This window comes from Sporosarcina sp., assembly GCF_029257255.1.
Classification (GTDB): domain Bacteria; phylum Bacillota; class Bacilli; order Bacillales_A; family Planococcaceae; genus Sporosarcina.
In genome coordinates this window covers 106,087-121,404 of sequence record NZ_JARICI010000036.1, presented here as the reverse complement: position 1 = coordinate 121,404, position 15,318 = coordinate 106,087, and the positions used below count along the sequence as shown (strand labels likewise).

At 42.9% G+C, this 15,318-nt stretch carries 25 protein-coding genes and 1 pseudogene; 23 read left to right on the top strand and 3 right to left on the bottom strand.

The genetic code is table 11. The features are described from left to right. The 21 genes and pseudogenes from Q1J64_RS08355 to rpsI form a co-directional block, all read left to right on the top strand. Positions 1 to 114, top strand: a pseudogene (locus Q1J64_RS08355) (type Z 30S ribosomal protein S14); the annotation flags it as partial. Positions 115 to 144: 30 nt separating this feature from the next. Next, a complete protein-coding gene (gene rpsH, locus Q1J64_RS08350; protein WP_153722574.1) occupies positions 145 to 543 on the top strand; it encodes a 30S ribosomal protein S8 in 399 nt (132 codons plus the stop codon). Between the two features lie 30 nt (positions 544 to 573). After that, the gene (gene rplF / locus Q1J64_RS08345) at positions 574 to 1,113 is read left to right on the top strand and encodes a 50S ribosomal protein L6 (protein WP_301108600.1); all 540 of its coding nucleotides are present in this window, start codon (positions 574 to 576) and stop codon (positions 1,111 to 1,113) included. A 33-nt stretch (positions 1,114 to 1,146) separates the two neighbouring features. After that, positions 1,147 to 1,509 (top strand): 50S ribosomal protein L18, encoded by a 363-nt coding sequence (gene rplR / locus Q1J64_RS08340; RefSeq protein ID WP_153722576.1) that lies wholly within the window; start codon positions 1,147 to 1,149, stop codon positions 1,507 to 1,509. 22 nt (positions 1,510 to 1,531) lie between these two features. Beyond that, complete coding sequence (rpsE, locus tag Q1J64_RS08335; protein WP_301108599.1) at positions 1,532 to 2,032, top strand: 30S ribosomal protein S5; 501 nt, start codon at positions 1,532 to 1,534, stop codon at positions 2,030 to 2,032. Positions 2,033 to 2,045: 13 nt separating this feature from the next. Next, the gene (rpmD, locus tag Q1J64_RS08330; RefSeq protein ID WP_251671022.1) at positions 2,046 to 2,228 is read left to right on the top strand and encodes a 50S ribosomal protein L30; all 183 of its coding nucleotides are present in this window, start codon (positions 2,046 to 2,048) and stop codon (positions 2,226 to 2,228) included. Between the two features lie 32 nt (positions 2,229 to 2,260). Continuing rightward, positions 2,261 to 2,701, top strand: a complete 441-nt coding sequence (rplO, locus tag Q1J64_RS08325) for a 50S ribosomal protein L15 (RefSeq protein WP_301108598.1) — start codon at positions 2,261 to 2,263, stop codon at positions 2,699 to 2,701. Continuing rightward, positions 2,701 to 3,993: a preprotein translocase subunit SecY gene (gene secY / locus Q1J64_RS08320; protein ID WP_301108597.1), complete on the top strand. Its 1,293-nt coding sequence runs from the start codon at positions 2,701 to 2,703 to the stop codon at positions 3,991 to 3,993. Before rplO ends, secY begins: the two co-directional genes overlap by 1 nt. Before the next feature lie 48 nt (positions 3,994 to 4,041). After that, a complete protein-coding gene (locus Q1J64_RS08315) occupies positions 4,042 to 4,695 on the top strand; it encodes an adenylate kinase (protein ID WP_301108596.1) in 654 nt (217 codons plus the stop codon). 348 nt (positions 4,696 to 5,043) lie between these two features. Further along, entirely contained in the window at positions 5,044 to 5,262 is a 219-nt protein-coding gene (gene infA, locus Q1J64_RS08310) for a translation initiation factor IF-1 (protein WP_040759924.1), read from the top strand. A gap of 38 nt (positions 5,263 to 5,300) precedes the next feature. Then, entirely contained in the window at positions 5,301 to 5,414 is a 114-nt protein-coding gene (gene rpmJ / locus Q1J64_RS08305; RefSeq protein ID WP_076758849.1) for a 50S ribosomal protein L36, read from the top strand. Between the two features lie 24 nt (positions 5,415 to 5,438). Continuing rightward, entirely contained in the window at positions 5,439 to 5,804 is a 366-nt protein-coding gene (rpsM, locus tag Q1J64_RS08300; RefSeq protein ID WP_301108595.1) for a 30S ribosomal protein S13, read from the top strand. Positions 5,805 to 5,829: 25 nt separating this feature from the next. Then, positions 5,830 to 6,219, top strand: coding sequence for a 30S ribosomal protein S11 (rpsK, locus tag Q1J64_RS08295; protein WP_009499031.1), 390 nt, complete (start codon positions 5,830 to 5,832; stop codon positions 6,217 to 6,219). Between the two features lie 123 nt (positions 6,220 to 6,342). Continuing rightward, a complete protein-coding gene (locus Q1J64_RS08290) occupies positions 6,343 to 7,287 on the top strand; it encodes a DNA-directed RNA polymerase subunit alpha (protein WP_009499030.1) in 945 nt (314 codons plus the stop codon). Positions 7,288 to 7,318: 31 nt separating this feature from the next. Beyond that, complete coding sequence (rplQ, locus tag Q1J64_RS08285; protein ID WP_009499029.1) at positions 7,319 to 7,699, top strand: 50S ribosomal protein L17; 381 nt, start codon at positions 7,319 to 7,321, stop codon at positions 7,697 to 7,699. Positions 7,700 to 7,948: 249 nt separating this feature from the next. Then, a complete protein-coding gene (locus Q1J64_RS08280) occupies positions 7,949 to 8,806 on the top strand; it encodes an energy-coupling factor ABC transporter ATP-binding protein (protein WP_301108594.1) in 858 nt (285 codons plus the stop codon). Then, positions 8,782 to 9,657 carry an energy-coupling factor ABC transporter ATP-binding protein gene (locus tag Q1J64_RS08275; RefSeq protein ID WP_301108593.1) on the top strand — a complete coding sequence of 292 codons (876 nt, stop codon included), beginning with the start codon at positions 8,782 to 8,784 and terminating at the stop codon, positions 9,655 to 9,657. The genes Q1J64_RS08280 and Q1J64_RS08275 overlap by 25 nt, the downstream gene beginning before the upstream one ends. Continuing rightward, on the top strand, positions 9,651 to 10,448 hold the full coding sequence (locus Q1J64_RS08270) for an energy-coupling factor transporter transmembrane component T family protein (protein WP_301108592.1): 798 nt from the start codon (positions 9,651 to 9,653) through the stop codon (positions 10,446 to 10,448). The genes Q1J64_RS08275 and Q1J64_RS08270 overlap by 7 nt, the downstream gene beginning before the upstream one ends. A 5-nt stretch (positions 10,449 to 10,453) precedes the next feature. After that, a complete protein-coding gene (gene truA / locus Q1J64_RS08265) occupies positions 10,454 to 11,206 on the top strand; it encodes a tRNA pseudouridine(38-40) synthase TruA (RefSeq protein WP_301108591.1) in 753 nt (250 codons plus the stop codon). A 159-nt stretch (positions 11,207 to 11,365) separates the two neighbouring features. Further along, the gene (gene rplM / locus Q1J64_RS08260; RefSeq protein WP_301108590.1) at positions 11,366 to 11,803 is read left to right on the top strand and encodes a 50S ribosomal protein L13; all 438 of its coding nucleotides are present in this window, start codon (positions 11,366 to 11,368) and stop codon (positions 11,801 to 11,803) included. A 19-nt stretch (positions 11,804 to 11,822) separates the two neighbouring features. Then, on the top strand, positions 11,823 to 12,215 hold the full coding sequence (gene rpsI, locus Q1J64_RS08255; RefSeq protein WP_153732622.1) for a 30S ribosomal protein S9: 393 nt from the start codon (positions 11,823 to 11,825) through the stop codon (positions 12,213 to 12,215). 61 nt (positions 12,216 to 12,276) lie between these two features. On the opposite strand, the gene Q1J64_RS08250 is transcribed toward rpsI, so the two are convergent. The 3 genes from Q1J64_RS08250 to Q1J64_RS08240 all read right to left on the bottom strand — a co-directional run bounded on the left by Q1J64_RS08250 (position 12,277) and on the right by Q1J64_RS08240 (position 14,521). Next, positions 12,277 to 12,570 carry a YrhK family protein gene (locus Q1J64_RS08250; protein WP_301108589.1) on the bottom strand — a complete coding sequence of 98 codons (294 nt, stop codon included), beginning with the start codon at positions 12,568 to 12,570 and terminating at the stop codon, positions 12,277 to 12,279. Positions 12,571 to 12,678: 108 nt separating this feature from the next. Then, positions 12,679 to 14,001: a DUF4179 domain-containing protein gene (locus Q1J64_RS08245; RefSeq protein ID WP_301108588.1), complete on the bottom strand. Its 1,323-nt coding sequence runs from the start codon at positions 13,999 to 14,001 to the stop codon at positions 12,679 to 12,681. After that, positions 13,994 to 14,521, bottom strand: a complete 528-nt coding sequence (locus tag Q1J64_RS08240; RefSeq protein ID WP_301108587.1) for a sigma-70 family RNA polymerase sigma factor — start codon at positions 14,519 to 14,521, stop codon at positions 13,994 to 13,996. The genes Q1J64_RS08245 and Q1J64_RS08240 overlap by 8 nt, the downstream gene beginning before the upstream one ends. A 110-nt stretch (positions 14,522 to 14,631) precedes the next feature. Between Q1J64_RS08240 and Q1J64_RS08235 the strand changes: the two genes are divergently transcribed. Then, on the top strand, positions 14,632 to 14,793 hold the full coding sequence (locus tag Q1J64_RS08235; protein WP_301108586.1) for a hypothetical protein: 162 nt from the start codon (positions 14,632 to 14,634) through the stop codon (positions 14,791 to 14,793). Positions 14,794 to 14,988: 195 nt separating this feature from the next. Continuing rightward, complete coding sequence (locus tag Q1J64_RS08230) at positions 14,989 to 15,291, top strand: DUF3889 domain-containing protein (protein WP_301108585.1); 303 nt, start codon at positions 14,989 to 14,991, stop codon at positions 15,289 to 15,291. The last annotated feature ends 27 nt before the right edge of the window (positions 15,292 to 15,318 follow it).

The window sequence follows — 15,318 nt, the reverse complement described above, 5'->3', positions numbered from 1 at the left end:
GAACGCTGCGGCCGTCCACATTAGGTATATCGCAAATTTAAACTTTGCCGTATTTGTTTCCGCGAACTTGCATACAAGGGACAACTTCCTGGCGTCAAAAAAGCCAGCTGGTAAACCCCTAATTAGGGAAGGAGGTTAATTCTAATGACAATGAGTGATCCGATTGCAGATATGCTTACACGCATCCGTAACGCGAACATGGTTCGCCACGAGAAGCTTGAGGTACCTGCTTCAAACGTAAAGAAAGAAATCGCAGAAATCTTAAAACGAGAAGGTTTCGTACGTGATGTGGAATACGTGGAAGATAACAAACAAGGAATCATCCGCATTTTCCTAAAATACGGTCAGGATAACGAACGTGTTATCAATGGCTTGAAACGTATTTCTAAACCAGGACTTCGTGTGTATGCAAAGTCAACTGAAGTACCTAAAGTACTTAACGGCTTAGGTATCGCACTAGTATCAACATCAAATGGTGTTGTAACTGATAAAGAAGCCCGTGCTAAACAAATAGGTGGAGAAGTCGTCGCTTACGTTTGGTAATTAGCGACAATTGAATGGAGGTGCAATAGAATGTCCCGTATTGGTAATCGTCAGATCGAAGTGCCTGAAAACGTTACGGTAACAATTTCAGATGATAACTTCGCAACTGTTAAAGGTCCGAAAGGTGAACTTTCAAGACAATTAGATCAAGAAATCACTATCAAACAAGAAGGTAACGTCATCACATTGACTCGCCCTTCTGATTCTAAAGATCATCGTTCTATCCACGGTACAACTCGCTCTGTGCTTAACAACATGGTAGTAGGAGTATCTACAGGATTCGAACGCACACTAGAATTGATTGGTGTCGGATATCGTGCACAAATGCAAGGTAAGAAACTTGTATTGAACGTAGGGTATTCACATCCAGTTGAATTCACACCAGAAGAAGGTGTAGAAGTTGAAGTACCGGCGAACACGAAAATTATCGTCCGCGGCTACAACAAAGAACACGTAGGTGCTCTTGCTTCTAACATCCGTCAAGTACGTCCGCCAGAGCCTTATAAAGGCAAAGGTATTCGTTATGAAGGCGAAATTGTTCGTCGTAAAGAAGGTAAAACAGGTAAATAATACCGCTTGAGGTATTTGGAAGGAGTGACCACGATGATCACGAAACAAGATAAAAACGCTGTCCGTAAAAAGCGTCACGCACGCGTGCGTACGAAAATCAGCGGAACTGCAGAGCGTCCACGTCTAAACGTTTACCGTTCAAACAAACATATCTATGCACAATTGATTGACGACACAAATGGTGTAACAATCGTTAGTGCTTCAACAATGGATAAAGATGTTGATGCTGGATCTACAGGTAACACTGAATCTGCAGCTAAAGTCGGCGAGCTAATTGCAAAAAAAGCTGTTGAAAAGGACGTCAAGTCGGTTGTTTTCGACCGTGGCGGATATCTTTTCCATGGTCGTGTTAAAGCTCTTGCTGACGCAGCACGCGAAAATGGACTTGAATTTTAATTAAGAAGGAGGGACATATTTCATGCGTCGTAATGAACAGAACAAAAGCGAGTTTGAAGAACGCGTAGTAACGATCAACCGTGTTGCGAAAGTTGTGAAAGGCGGACGTCGTTTCCGTTTTACAGCACTTGTCGTTGTCGGTGATAAAAACGGTCGTGTCGGTTTTGGAACTGGTAAAGCACAAGAAGTTCCAGATGCAATCCGCAAAGCAATTGAAGATGCGAAGAAAAACTTAGTTACAGTGCCAATGGTTAAAGGTACAACACCTCACGAAGTAATTGGTCGTTTTGGTGCAGGACAAATCCTCATCAAACCAGCAGCACCAGGTACTGGAGTAATTGCAGGTGGACCTGTCCGTGCGGTACTTGAACTTGCAGGCATAACGGATATCCTTTCAAAATCTCTTGGATCAAGCACACCAATCAATATGGTTCGTGCAACAATCGAAGGATTACAGAATTTGAAACGCGCAGAAGATGTTGCAAAATTGCGTGGTAAATCCGTAAAAGAACTGTTAGGTTAAGGGGGGAAATACAATGGCGAACAAACTTGAAGTCACCCTTACGAAAAGTGTTATTGGTTCTAAGCCAACACAACGTAAAACAATTGAAGCACTTGGTCTTCGAAAGTTAAATCAAACAGTTGAACATCAAAATAACGATGCAATCCGTGGTATGATTACAAAGGTCAACCACTTGGTAACCGTTAAAGAAATCTAAGGATTATTTTAGAATAAGGAGGTGCCGATAAGATGAAATTACACGAGTTAAAACCAGCTGAAGGTTCTCGTAGAAACCGTAAGCGTATTGGTCGCGGGATTGGTTCTGGATTTGGTAAGACTTCCGGTAAAGGTCACAAAGGTCAAAACGCACGTTCAGGCGGCGGTGTACGTCTTGGTTTCGAAGGTGGACAAATCCCCCTTTTCCAACGACTTCCTAAGCGCGGATTCACGAACATTAATCGTAAAGATTATGCGATCGTTAACCTCGATACATTGAATCGTTTCGAAGAAGGCACGGAAGTAACGCCGGAACTGCTAATTGAAACTGGAGTTGTTAGCAACGCTAAATCTGGAATCAAGATTCTTGGTAACGGGACTCTTGAGAAGAAGATTACAGTAAAAGCTAACAAATTCTCCGCTTCTGCAAAAGAGGCAATCGAAAAAGCGGGCGGGCAAACAGAGGTGGTATAATGTTTCAGACAATCTCTAACTTCATGCGTGTGAAAGAGATCCGGTCTAAAATAATTTTTACCCTCCTAGTGCTCATCGTGTTCAGACTAGGGACATTTGTTCCGGTTCCAAACGTTGATGCAACTGCTTTACAGCAATCAGATAACCAATTCATTGGCTTTTTGAATACGTTCGGTGGGGGAGCACTCTCCAACTTCTCGATCTTCGCAATGGGAATTATGCCGTACATCACGGCTTCCATCATTGTGCAGCTCTTGCAGATGGATGTAGTGCCGAAGTTCACTGAGTGGTCTAAACAAGGAGACGTCGGAAGACGAAAGCTTGCACAGTTCACAAGGTACTTCACGATTGTTCTTGCGTTTATCCAGGCCATTGCCATGTCGTTTGGTTTCAACCAGACGTTCGGTGGTAAACTGATCGCGGATAACAGTGTGTCTACATATGTCGTGATTGCGATTGTGTTGACTGCGGGAACTGCTTTCCTATTATGGCTCGGCGAACAAATCACTGCTAAAGGTGTCGGAAATGGTATTTCCATAATCATCTTTGCAGGGATCGTCGCAGGTATTCCGAATGCTGTGAACCAATTGTATGTAACGCAGATCCAAGACGCTGGAGATGCACTATTTATTCGAATCGCAACGATGGCATTACTTCTGCTCGTGATAGTAGCGATTGTAATTGGAGTTATCTACTTCCAGGAAGCATTGCGGAAGATTCCAATTCAATATGCGAAGCGCGTATCAGGCCGTAATCAATCAGTTGCAAGCCAACAAACACACTTACCTTTGAAACTGAATGCTGCGGGTGTTATTCCAGTAATCTTTGCAGTGGCATTCTTCATTACGCCACAGCAGATCGCTCCGTTTTTCGGTGAGAACAGTGTCACGAAAACAATCATTCGGATTTTTGATTACACGAATCCAGTTGGAATGATTCTCTATGTCACACTTATTATCGCGTTCACCTACTTCTATGCATTCATTCAAGTGAATCCAGAGAATATGGCTGAAAACCTGAAAAAGCAAGGTGCGTATATTCCAGGAATACGTCCAGGTGCAAACACTCAAAAGTATTTAACTAGCACTCTGTACAGACTAACGTTCGTCGGCTCGATCTTTCTTGCCGTCGTGGCTGTTATGCCTATTTTCTTCATCAATCTGGCGAATCTGCCTCAATCCGCTCAAATCGGCGGAACGAGTCTGCTCATCGTAGTAGGGGTAGCCCTTGAAACAATGAAGCAGTTAGAATCACAGTTAGTGAAGAGACATTACAGAGGATTCATGAAATAAAAAGCAATAGCCTGACCTATTGTGTAATTAAATGGAGGGCAACGACGTATGAATATCGTATTAATGGGTCTGCCGGGTGCTGGTAAAGGTACACAAGCAGACAAAATTGTCGAAAAGTACGGAATCCCCCATATTTCTACAGGCGATATGTTCCGTGCTGCCATCAAAGAAGGCACGGAACTTGGAGTCAAAGCAAAATCGTTCATGGATCAAGGAGCATTAGTTCCTGATGAAGTTACCATTGGTATCGTACGCGAGCGATTGAGCAAAACAGATTGCGATAACGGCTTTCTTCTTGATGGCTTTCCTAGAACAGTTCCTCAGGCGCAAGCATTAGATGCTTTGCTTGATGACTTAGGTAAAAAAATCGAGTCCGTAATTGACATTGAAGTCGATACGGAAGAATTAGTCGCACGTTTATCTGGACGTCGGATCTGTAAAGTATGCGGAACATCTTATCACTTAATTTTCAACCCTCCAAAAGTTGAAGATGTTTGTGATAAAGACGGAGGCGAACTTTACCAGCGTGCAGATGACAATCCCGAGACTGTCATGAATCGTTTGGAAGTAAATATGAACCAGACAGCTCCTTTACTCGACTTTTATGGCGAAAAAGGTGTGCTGACTAAAATAGATGGTCAACAAGACATCAACGTTGTATTCAAAGATTTGGATGCAGTATTGCAACAAAGCACGAAGTAATCAATCCTTTTCGGGCACAGCTGCATCACTGTTCGGAAAGTAATGGTTGAAAACGAGCTGCAAAAGCATAGGGTGCCCGGTATAGGACAAATGGAGTTTTGTATGGTTGCTTCTTCAGTACTTCTAGCATGCATTATGGAGCGGAAAGCGATATAATGTGTAATTGGAAATGCTGTGCGAACAATAAAGGAACTCAATCGCGAAAGATGCGATACAGCGAAATGTGGCAGACGTCTTTCGAACATCACTCATGCAAACTGGACATATGTTGAAGGAAGCTTTTTTGAAGGCGACTGATGCCGCTCGATGGTGAAAGCCTTTATTGGATATAGAAGGGAGACAGGATTGATGGCGAAGGACGACGTAATTGAGGTTGAAGGAACTGTTCTTGAAACGTTGCCGAATGCGATGTTTAAAGTGGAGTTAGAAAACGGACATACGGTGCTTGCACACGTATCTGGTAAAATTCGTATGCACTTTATTCGTATTCTGCCTGGCGACAAAGTGACAATGGAACTTTCGCCTTATGATTTGACACGTGGTCGTATCACATACCGTTTTAAATAAACTTTTGCACTCCGGAATATTGAAGGAGGTTGGGCAGGATGAAAGTAAGACCATCTGTAAAACCGATCTGCGAAAAATGTAAAGTTATTCGTAGACGCGGCCGAGTAATGGTAATCTGTGAAAATCCAAAGCATAAACAAAGACAAGGCTAAAACACAAGGAGGTGCACAACTTATATGGCACGTATTGCTGGTGTAGACGTTCCGCGCGATAAGCGCGTTGTCATTTCATTGACATACATTTATGGAATCGGTAAAACAACTGCGCAAAGTATTTTGACTGCAGCTGATATTTCTGAAGAAACTCGCGTTCGTGATTTAACTGACGCAGAACTTGATAAGATTCGTGAACAAATTGACGGCTTGAAAGTAGAAGGAGATCTACGTCGTGAGACTTCTCTAAACATCAAGCGTTTGATGGAGATCGGTAGTAACCGTGGAATCCGTCACCGTCGTGGATTGCCTGTTCGCGGTCAGAACACGAAAAACAACGCACGTACTCGTAAAGGTCCTAAACGTACAATCGCTAACAAGAAAAAATAATAGGTAAAGGAGGGCTCTTTCCAACATGGCACGTAAACAACAAACTCGTAAACGTCGTGTGAAAAAGAATATTGAAACCGGTATTGCACATATCCGTTCGACGTTCAATAATACTATCGTTACAATTACAGATAGCCACGGTAATGCACTTTCATGGTCTAGTGCTGGTGCACTTGGCTTCAGAGGTTCTCGTAAATCCACTCCATTTGCTGCACAAATGGCTGCTGAAACAGCAGCAAAAACAGCTATGGAACACGGTTTAAAATCATTGGAAGTAACAGTTAAAGGCCCAGGTGCTGGTCGTGAAGCGGCTATCCGTTCATTACAAGCTGCTGGTCTTGAAGTTACTGCAATCAGAGACGTAACTCCGGTTCCGCACAACGGTTGCCGCCCGCCAAAACGTCGTCGCGTATAATAGGTTTGAATCTATTGGATTAAGAAAGACATTTTTTGTTAATACTGTTGAAATAGGTTATCTATTATCAGTGAATTCAATATGGTTTAACCAATACAGAAGACGTTTTGAGGAGGGTAAATAATGATCGAGATTGAGAAACCAAAGATTGAAACAGTTACGATCGGTGAAGATTCACAGTTTGGTAAATTTATTATCGAACCGCTTGAGCGTGGATATGGAAATACCTTAGGGAATTCCTTACGTCGCATTCTCTTGTCTTCATTACCAGGAGCTGCTGTGACATCTATTCAGATCGATGGAGTACTTCATGAATTCTCAACAATTGAAGGTGTCGTAGAAGACGTATCGACAGTTATTTTGAATGTGAAGAAACTTGCTCTCAAAATTTACTCAGATGATGAGAAAGTTATTGAGATCGATGTGAAAGGTGAAGGCGTCGTGACGGCTGCGGATATCACACATGATAGTGATGTCGAAGTATTGAATCCAGATCTCCCGATTGCTACTCTCGGCAAGAATGGACATTTACGTATGCGTATGTATGCTGTACGTGGTCGTGGATATGTTCCTTCCGATCAAAACAAACGTGAGGATCTAGCGATTGGTGTAATTCCGATCGACTCAATTTACACTCCAGTATCACGCGTCAACTTCCAAGTGGAGAACACTCGCGTCGGTCAAAGTACAAACTTTGACAAGTTAACACTTGATGTTTGGACAGATGGCAGCATAGGTCCTAAAGAGGCAGTATCTCTTGGTGCTAAAATTCTTACAGAACACCTTAATATATTCGTTGGTATGACTGACGAAGCACAGACTGCAGAAATCATGGTAGAGAAAGAAGAAGACCAAAAAGAAAAAGTTCTTGAGATGACTATCGAAGAGCTAGACCTTTCTGTTCGTTCTTACAACTGCCTGAAACGTGCGGGAATCAATACAGTCTTAGAACTTGCTAATAAGTCCGAAGATGAAATGATGAAAGTGCGCAACCTTGGCCGTAAATCACTTGAAGAAGTGAAGGCTAAACTTGATGAGCTGAATCTTGAGTTACGCTCTGAAGAATAACTGACATATACTTGAAGGAGGGAAACTTCAAATGGGATACAGAAAACTTGGACGCACAAGTTCACAACGTAAAGCAATGCTTCGCGACTTGACAACAGATTTAATCGTCCACGAGCGCATCCAGACAACTGAAGCACGCGCGAAAGAATTGCGTTCAGTAGTTGAAAAGATGATCACTCTTGGTAAACGTGGAGATCTTCATGCACGTCGTCAGGCTGCTGAATATATCCGTCGTGAAACGGTTACTGTTGAAAACGAAGAAGGAGAAGAAGCAACAGTGTTTGCACTTCAAAAACTTTTCGATACAGTGGCACCACGCTATGCAGATCGCCAAGGCGGTTATACACGTATAATGAAGATGGGTCCTCGCCGCGGCGATGGCGCACCAGTAGTTATCATCGAACTAGTGTAATTCCATACACTTCGAGGGTGTGTCTGTCATGCACAGCCACACCCTCTTTTACAAACATATATGATTTATACGACTGAAAAGCTGAGTGTTATGATCAGCGAGCAATCGACTGGTCTAGCTCTACGTACCTCATCTGAGATGTCGGCATGAGCACCCGGCATTTCGTTTTCAAAGGCGCATTCCTTAGATGAGGTACGCGCTTTTTTTTTATACATAAGAATGGCATACATAAATAAAGGAGTGTCCTAAATGAAGGAAATCGCGTCTATGCATCATGTGACGTTTTCATACGAACTTGCGGAAGAAGAACCGCCGGATGTTCAGTCCAAAGCGTTGGATGATGTATCTTTTACTTTATATGAAGGTGAGTGGCTGGCTGTTGTCGGTCATAATGGTTCAGGTAAATCGACGCTGGCAAAACTGCTGATAGGATTGCTGTTTCCTTCGTCAGGCGAAGTAAATCTCTTTTTAGAACATTTAACGGAAGATAACTTATGGGAGACGCGTTCACGAATGGGGATCGTCTTTCAAAATCCGGATAATCAATTTGTAGGCTCCACTGTTCAGGATGACGTCGCGTTCGCACTAGAAAATAATGGTGTTCCGCATGAAGTCATGGTCAAGCGTGTGCATGAAGCGCTGGAACAGGTGAAGATGACCGACTATATCAATCATGAGCCACATCACTTATCAGGCGGTCAAAAGCAGCGGGTGGGGATTGCGGGCGCATTGGCGTTGCAGCCTGAGCTTCTAATATTGGATGAAGCAACATCAATGCTTGACCCTCAGGGTAGAGAAGAAGTTATTGAGATTGTCAAAAAACTTCGGTCCGAAATTGGGCTGACTGTGCTTTCTATTACACATGATCTGGAAGAAGTATTGTTGGCAGATCGGGTACTTGTGATGAATGAAGGAAAAGTCCTGATGACCGGGACACCTGAAGAGATATTTCAGAAAGGGGCCGAATTGGAATCAATTGGTCTTGATCTGCCGTTTGCTTTACGTGTATCAGAATTTCTGCGTGAAGCAGATGTGGACATTCAAGGTAATCATATGACAGAAGAAGAGTTGGTGAATGAATTGTGGACATTTCACTTCAGCAAGTAGGATATTTATATGCGAAAGATTCACCGTTTGAAAAGAGGGCATTACAAGATGTGACGGCTACAATTCCTTCGGGGTCCTATACGTCTATTATCGGCCATACAGGGTCAGGCAAGTCGACTCTTCTCCTTCATTTGAATGGTCTGTTGAAACCTTCGGAAGGTATTGTGAAGGTTGGTGATACAACCATCACTGCACAGACCAAAGGAAAGCAATTGAAGAATGTGCGTCACAAAGTAGGCATCGTTTTCCAATTTCCCGAACATCAATTGTTTGAAGAAACGGTAGAAAAGGATATTATGTTTGGCCCCATAAATTTCGGTGTGCCAAAAGAGATTGCACGTGATCGGGCGCATGAACTGGTGAAGCTGCTTGGCTTACCGGAGGAAGTGTTGCAGAAATCACCTTTCGAACTGTCAGGCGGCCAAATGCGGCGTGTGGCGATTGCGGGTGTACTTGCATTCAAACCGTCTGTATTAGTGCTGGATGAACCGACAGCAGGTCTTGATCCCAGAGGACGTAAAGAAATAATGGAGCTGTTCCACCGTCTTCATGAAGAAGAGAACCTGACGACCATTTTAGTCACCCATAGTATGGAAGATGCCGCACGCTACAGTGATCGAATTGTTGTGATGCATGAGGGAACATCTGTCATGGAGGGGACTCCCGAAGAAATTTTCAGTCAGGAAGAGCAGCTGCATTCCTATCGATTAGGAATTCCCCGTTCGGTACGCTTTCAGCATAGGATGGAGAAACTAACTGGTCGAAAACTCGGACGGCTGGCAGTAACGGAAGAATTACTGGCACAGGAATTGGCTGCTGTTATTCAAGGAAAGGGAGAAAGGCCATGTTAGAAAAAATGATCATCGGCCGTTATATCCCCGGGAATACGATTGTGCATCGATTAGATCCGCGCTCGAAACTGCTTTTTGTTTTCCTGTTTGTCATTGCCGTGTTCTTGGCGAATAATGTTGCATCCTACGCTGTACTGCTTGGATTCACAGCGTTTGTAATTGCATTGGCGCGAATCAAGCCGTACTTTTTAGTGAATGGGCTAAAGCCAGTTCTGTTCTTGATTATCTTCACGCTTTTACTGCACATCTTTTTCACACGTGAAGGTCCGATTATATTTGAATGGAAATTCATCAAGATCTACGAAGAAGGTTTACGGATGGGTATATTCATATCCATCAGGTTCTTGGTATTAGTGCTGATTACGACAGTACTGACACTTACCACTTCACCGATTTCCATTACAGATGGACTCGAGACGCTTCTTAATCCATTCAAAAAACTGAAACTGCCGGTACACGAGCTGGCGCTGATGATGTCGATCGCACTTCGTTTCATTCCGACACTGATGGATGAGACGGATAAAATCCTGAAAGCACAGCTGGCCAGAGGATCGGATTTGAGTTCAGGTTCGATGAAAGAGCGGATACAGGCTGTGATTCCGCTGCTTGTTCCGCTGTTCGTCAGTGCGTTTAAACGAGCAGAAGATTTGGCCGTTGCGATGGAAGTACGCGGCTATCGTGGAGGAGAGGGACGGACACGATTCCGTCAGCTGTCTTGGCAAATGAAAGATACCGCGGTCCTAATTGCATTTGTTGTACTAGTGGCCGTGCTGGCTTATGTAAGGAAGTGAACATAATGAAACGAATGAAGGCGACGGTTTCCTATGATGGAACCGATTTTGCGGGTTATCAGTCGCAGCCTAATATGCGCACCGTTCAATCGGAAATCGATAAAGCGCTCGTCAAACTGCATAAGGATGCTTCAATACACTCAGTAGCGAGCGGACGCACAGATTCCGGCGTCCACGCGCTCGGACAAGTCATTCATTTTGATACGTCGCTTGATTTAGGCAATCGTTGGCGGATGGCTCTGAATGTACTGCTACCGAAAGATATTCGTGTAGTTAAGGTGGAAGAAGCGGCAGAGGATTTTCATGCACGCTACAGCGCAGCAGGGAAGACGTATCTATATAAATGGACCTACAATGAAGTGCAAAGTCCATTTGAAAGAAATTTTGCGGTTCATTTGGGAAGATGGGATCCGGATATTGAACGGATGCAAGAAGCTGCGCAGTATTTAATCGGCACACATGATTTCACAAGTTTTTGTTCAGCAAAAACTGCGACGTCGAATAAAGTCCGAACGATCCGCAAGCTGACACTTGAACGGCAAGGTGATCATCTGCTGCTGGAAGTGGAAGGTGACGGTTTTCTTTACAATATGGTCCGCACGATTGCAGGTGTTTTATTGGCGGTCGGAATCGGCTGGGACGAGCCGGAAGACGTCAAGAGGATTCTGGATACAAAAGATCGAAAAAGTGCAGGCAAAACAGCGCCCGCACACGGTTTGTACTTGATGGAAGTGACGTATGAAGGTCATGGCAACTAATCCTGGCGTTTTCATTAAAATGCTTGACTTAAATTGGGTTATCAGGTAAGATGATAAATGGTATTTCAATAACCCCACAAACAAGCCCCGGAAAGTTTATTTGTGTTTAGGGATAGAGAAAACAACGGAACAGATTGATATTTTTAGGAGGATTACACTATGCGCACAACATTCATGGCTAAAGGTCACGAAGTAGAACGTAAATGGCTTGTTGTCGACGCTGAAGGACAAACGCTTGGACGTCTTGCTTCAGAAGTTGCATCCATTTTACGTGGTAAACATAAACCAACGTTCACACCACATGTTGATACAGGTGATCACGTGATCATCATCAACGCTGAAAAAATTCAATTAACAGGTAACAAATTGAAAGATAAAATTTATTACCGTCATTCAGGGTACACTGGCAGCATCAAGTCACGTACAGCGCTTGAAATGCGTACAAACTACCCTGTTAAAATGCTTGAACTTGCGATCAAAGGAATGCTTCCAAAAGGTCCTCTAGGTCGTCAGACAATCAAGAAATTGCACGTTTATGCTGGAGCAGAACATCAGCATGCAGCACAAAAACCTGAAGCTTATGAGCTTCGCGGATAATTAAGAGGAGGAAACACACTTGGCACAAGTACAATATATCGGCACTGGCCGTCGTAAAAGTTCTGTAGCTCGTGTACGTCTAGTTCCTGGCGAAGGTAAAATTACCGTCAATAACCGTGACGTAGAAGACTACGTACCATTCGAAACACTACGCGAAATCATCAAACAACCACTAGTTGCAACTGAAACACTTGGAAGCTACGATATCCACGTTAACGTTAACGGTGGAGGTTACACTGGTCAAGCTGGCGCAATCCGTCACGGCGTTGCTCGTGCTTTGCTTACAGTAGATCCTGATTTCCGTCCAGCACTTAAATCTGCAGGACTTCTAACTCGTGACCCACGTATGAAAGAACGTAAGAAGCCAGGTCTTCGCGGCGCTCGTCGTGCACCTCAGTTCTCAAAACGTTAATTTTATATGCATACAAAACTCCCGGCGATATGGCCGGGAGTTTTTTGTATGCAGATTAATCTTATTGTTCCCTCGTTTCATGATTTCGCTTAATATTATCCATGTTTCGCAGCGTAATGGCATGCAGAATTTCCAATACAGGCCGTATAAAAAGCTGGGCATTTCCCACAATAAACAGTATGATTCCTGCAGTCTTTAAAGAATCAAAGAGGAAGAAGATGCTCCCAACTACAAATATAATGCCCGGTACGGATTCATTAATAATAAAAATGTACTGATGATTTTTATTAAGGAAAACCGTATACTTTCCCATTTTGACCTCATAATCGTTATCAGTATCGATAAACTTCGGCATACACGTCCCTTCCTCACTATTCCATTTCCCATGTAGTACTGTTGTAAACAGTAATGAAAAAGGAATAAACCGCCTGCGTTGTATAACACGCAGGCGGTTTACAAAAATCTACTTCAGCGGTATCTTCACGTTTAACTCATTAAGCACATCCAGATAAGGCATTTCAAAAGTCACAAGCGTCAGTTGCTCACCCTTAGAAACTTTTTTAAATTCCTGTACGTACGTGTTACCTTCCACACGCTCAGGATATCCTGTAATCGCCAGGTTGTTGCCTTTCTCGTCTTCAAGCCAAAGGGTATTGAACTGGAAATGTCCATCGTAAGTAAAATCACTGTCTACTTCGAAGTACAGAAGCATCTTTTCATCATCGTATTGCAGATCCTGAACAATAATATTTCCCATTTTTCCTTGATCGATAGTCAGCGGCAATTGATCAGACTGCAACGAATGTTCAATTCGCGCAGATTGGCCTGTATTCACCGGAACTAAATACGGGCTCACTGTGAGCGTTTCAGAAGCGTATTCAAGCGGTTCATATCGATATTCCATATTCATGACGTGTTGGCCGTTTACTATGCTTCCTGAGCCATAGACATCCAGTTGAGTCAGTGCAAAACCTTGATCATTCAGCAAATTAAGATTCAGCATATCATCACCGACCATGTTTGGATCGATTTCATCAGGGGACGTAACGGATACAGAAAGTTTAATACCTGCTTCCCCAATCTTCATTTCTTTCACTGTCATTTTCATGTCCTGATAGACAAGCTTTTTATTGACTTCAATCGTTTTTACGTCTTCATCGGATAATGTAACTGGAACTTCAAAATCCCATGATCCTGCAACATCTCCTACTTCCTTCAATGACATACTCAGCTCAAATGAATCAGGAAGCTCTTCAACGGGCGCTATATTCATTACACCTGCAAATTGTGTCTCGGTTAAAAGTTTGCCTGTGCGACTGTCTGAAAAGTTGATTACCTGACCGTCTGCCTTCAGCTGAAATTCACCTAAATGATCTTTTGGATGAGGAGACTCTTGTATATAGCTGATCGACAGCCGTGTTCCGTCATAATACACATCTTTAATGGTCAAACTAATCCCCTGGTCTGTGACCGTTTGTTCAACCTCATTGGATAACCCTTTTTGGCTGGCGATGACCAATCCTTTATCGCCTGCGAATTCAAAAACTGAATCCAATACTGGAACGGAAGATAAAACTCTTGCCATTGTTGGAGAAACGAAAGCAGATCCGAGCAACATACAGGCTGCAAATGATGCAGCAGTGGCAGAAGGCCAAATCTTCCGGCGCGGCTTTTTATTCTTTGTTTTTGCAGCTTTCATTGCACTTGTTATCGACTGGTCTAATTTATCATGCGGCACGTCAATTTGATCGATGGCTTTTTTTATATCGTGCTTTTCATTATTCATTGATACACGACTCCTTAAAACGTATTTTTAATCGGTTAATAGCTCGATGTAAATTTGTTTTCACCGTTCCCTCTGGACATTCCAAAAGCTCGGCTATTTGTTTTACCGTTAAATCCTGATAAAACCGCAAAACGATCACAGTCTTATATTTCTCCTCTAACTCTTCGATGGCTTCCAATAAGTCCAATTTGTCTTCGGAAAACGGATTCTGTGGAGATTCCACTCTTTCCAATGAATCCTGTTCAATCGGAACTACCTTACTTTTTTTCTTAATGAAATCTAAAGCTGTATTAATCAAAATTCTGGTCAGCCATGTGGAAAAATAGGCTGTCTCTTTCACATTTTTTATGGATGTATAAGCTTTATAAATGGTTTCCTGAACTACATCAAGCGCGTCACTTTCATTTTTCACATAAGTAAAAGCGATTCTGTATAATTTCTCTTTGTCGTGGTCAATCAGTTCGAGGAACACCAGATCATTCCCTTTTTGCGCTTTCTTCAATAAGTTTGAGTGAAACATATGAGAACTCCTTTCGTCCGGACATTCATTAGACTTCAGCTCGGACCGTTTCGTTTCAAATTCTTTTCATCATGTAAGAATACGCGTATTTTACTCTGATGACTTGTACCATGAATACAAATTCGAAATCAGATGAGTATATCGTCCAATCTACAATGAATGATGTACTTGCAGAAGAGGATGGAGAAGCGAGCGCTGGGCATCCTATCAGTAAGAATGACGAGCTTGCCATTGATGACGATGAATCGAAAAGAAAAGAATATTCCTATTGAGTATTTTTAAAAAATTGCGTTTGTCTTACTTTTTATTAAATGGCTGATTGGCTATGTATCGAATAACTACATATAGAATGGTTACTTGTATTTCCAAACTCACCGTATAGAATGAATCAACTGGAATGACGCATCCTATAGCTAGAGGAGGTGTGCGTCATCATTCGACATCTATGCATGGCATTTGGGATCATCTTGGCGAGTACTTCTACGATCGCTTCTATACCGATGGAAGCTGCTGCACAATCGGAGGTTCCTACCTATGCAAAATGGTCCAGGCTCGCAATTAAGGAGACGCAAGTGAAATATCCTCATGCGAATGTTGTGGATTACTTGCATATCGGAAGCGAATCAGAGAAGGGAGCTACTGTTGAAAAGTTTAGATTGTGGCTGAAAGATGGAGGCAGGGAATTCGGAGTGCTTGTAAATGTGAGGTATGCACCGGAAACCGACAAGCTGATCAACATTGAATTTCAAGAATTGCATATTGGCGAATAAACCAATGAACCCGCGCCTAAGATAGGT